Origin of the sequence: Kitasatospora sp. MAA19, assembly GCF_029894125.1 — a bacterium.
Lineage (GTDB): Bacteria > Actinomycetota > Actinomycetes > Streptomycetales > Streptomycetaceae > Kitasatospora.
In genome coordinates, this window is the sequence record NZ_JARXYZ010000084.1 from 1 (window position 1) to 2099 (window position 2099).

General features: G+C 70.8%; 1 protein-coding gene and 2 pseudogenes. 1 reads left to right on the forward strand and 2 read right to left on the reverse strand.

Going from position 1 to position 2099, the window contains the following annotated elements:
- Together P3T27_RS40845 and P3T27_RS40850 are read right to left on the reverse strand one after the other, a co-directional pair.
- Positions 1 to 262: pseudogene (locus P3T27_RS40845) on the reverse strand (aminopeptidase P family protein); the annotation flags it as partial.
- 536 nt (positions 263 to 798) lie between these two features.
- Positions 799 to 1446 (reverse strand): XRE family transcriptional regulator, encoded by a 648-nt coding sequence (locus P3T27_RS40850; protein WP_280686447.1) that lies wholly within the window; start codon positions 1444 to 1446, stop codon positions 799 to 801.
- Positions 1447 to 1909: 463 nt separating this feature from the next.
- On the opposite strand from P3T27_RS40850, the pseudogene P3T27_RS40855 reads away from it, so the two are divergent.
- A pseudogene (locus tag P3T27_RS40855) lies at positions 1910 to 2099 on the forward strand (aminopeptidase P family protein); the annotation flags it as partial.

A 2099-nucleotide genomic window follows, 5' to 3' on the forward strand; every position in this document is an offset into this window, starting at 1 on the left:
AGTCGTTGGCACGGACCTTCGGCGTCCCCGACGGGATCACCAGCAGCTCACCGGGGAAACGCGCCGACAACGCGGCCCGACGCCGCGCCGTGTGCGCGGCCTGCGCGATCGGCTCCAGATCACGCCGCTCGGTATCCGCCCAACCCCGCTTCATACTCTCCGCAAGCTCATCACTCACGCCGTGGATCAGACCGTTCTTCCGCGCCTTGCGCTCGCTGTCGGGGGCCAGGAGCTCCTGGCTCTCGGATGTCCGCTCGGTCACAACCGTCTCCTGAGTCGCATCGGTCCGGACTGCTGAGGGTGGGCAGCCCTGGTGGGGGTGGACGGGCTCGGGCGGCCCCCCGCCCCGTGGGCCGTATCGCCGTACCGGGAGCGCCGGTTGCTCCCCACCGGGCTCCGTGTCGGCTGGCCGGCCGTCGACGTGTTCGGCCACGTCGACGTCCGGCCGGGCTGCGACTCCCCCGCCACCCCGTGGTGGGTGGCGATCGGCAGCCGGGCTCGCCCGTCGGCACGATCCGTACGGTATATCGAACGGCGGCGGGAGGAAAGAGGCACCTGAGTGCGGTGGCGGGATCGGCGTGTCGGGCACCGGCCGTCAACCCCGCACGGGGGCACACCCGGTGGGGCCGTCACCCCGAGAGCCGTCCCGACAGTCGAACAGGGTCGGACCGGCCGCGCCGGGAAGCCGGACCGGGGCACCCTGTCGCCGCCCCGGCCACGCTGCGCTCCGTGTACCACCCGGGCATTCGGTAAACCGAACAACGGGAGCCTAGGGCCTCACACTTGGTGCGTCAACGGTCACTCCCCGGCAACACCCTGGGGCGGCACCACGGCCGGGTGGGCGGGGCACCGGGAGGTCGAACCGAGGTCGGCCAGGTGCAGCCGCTGCTCCCCGCGGGAGTGCAGCAGCAGCACCGAGCGGACCGTGCCCTCCAGGGCCGTGTACGTGTGCGGCAGCGTCGCGTCGAAGCCCACGTAGTCGCCGGGCCCCAGTTCCACCTCGTGCCCGTCGACCCGCACACCGAGCCGACCGGCCTGCACGACCGTGTGCTCGGTCCCGATGTGGCCCAGCGAGTCCTGGGTGCACCCGGCCCGCACCTGCTGGTCGTAGACCTCGAACACCGAGTCCTCGGACTCGATCCGCCGCAACGGCCGGATGTCGACCGCCTTCCCGCGCAGTGCCTCCACATCGGCGGCGCGCACCACCGTGAGCCCGCTGGACGGCCGGCGGTCGACCAGGTCGGAGACCGGCACCTCCAGGACGCGCGAGAGGCCGAGCACCGTCTCCAGGGTGGGGTTGCCGGCACCCGACTCCAGCTGCGACAACGTCGCCTTGCCGATCTTCGAACGCCTCGACAACTCGGAGATCGACAGCCCGCGTTGGGTCCGCACCTGCTTCAGGTTGGCGGCCAGTACGGCTCGGACGGATTCCGTGGAGACGCTCATGCTTTCCCTCTTCCCTCTCCGTCGACGTTCGATATACCGTACGGGACATGCCAGCAGGCATGTTCACATCCGCAACACCCGAGCAAGCCCATCTGGTGACGGGTGGGGATGAGCTCCTGCCGGGTCCAGATCGTTCGACGCAAGCTCCGTGACGTCCGCTCAGCCGATCGCCCACGAGCAGGTTGTGGCCCGACCGGCGCAGCCCAACGCATTGGTGCCAGCTCGCTGACGGCGAGTCTAGCGGGAAGATCCTCGCCACCGGCGGGTGCGATCCACACCCGCCGCGCAAACGATCCGCCTTCCCTACCCGCCCTTTGCCCTGCCCACACCCCGACACGCGAAGGCTGCCCACCCTCAGCAGCCTCGACCGCAATCGATCGTCCAGGAGACGGTAGTGACCCAGCCGACCCAGCAGACGCCCGAGGCCCCACCGGCCGATGACACCCAGCCGCGGACGAACCGCCTGCCCGGGGGTGTGAGTGATGAGCTTGCGGAGAGTATGAAGCGGGGTTGGGCGGACACCGAGCGGCGTGATCTGGAGCCGATCGCGCAGGCCGCACACACCGCGCGGCGTCGGGCCGCGCTGTCCGCGCGTTTCCCCGGCGAGCTGCTGGTGATCCCGTCGGGGACCCCGAAGGTCCGTGCCAACGACA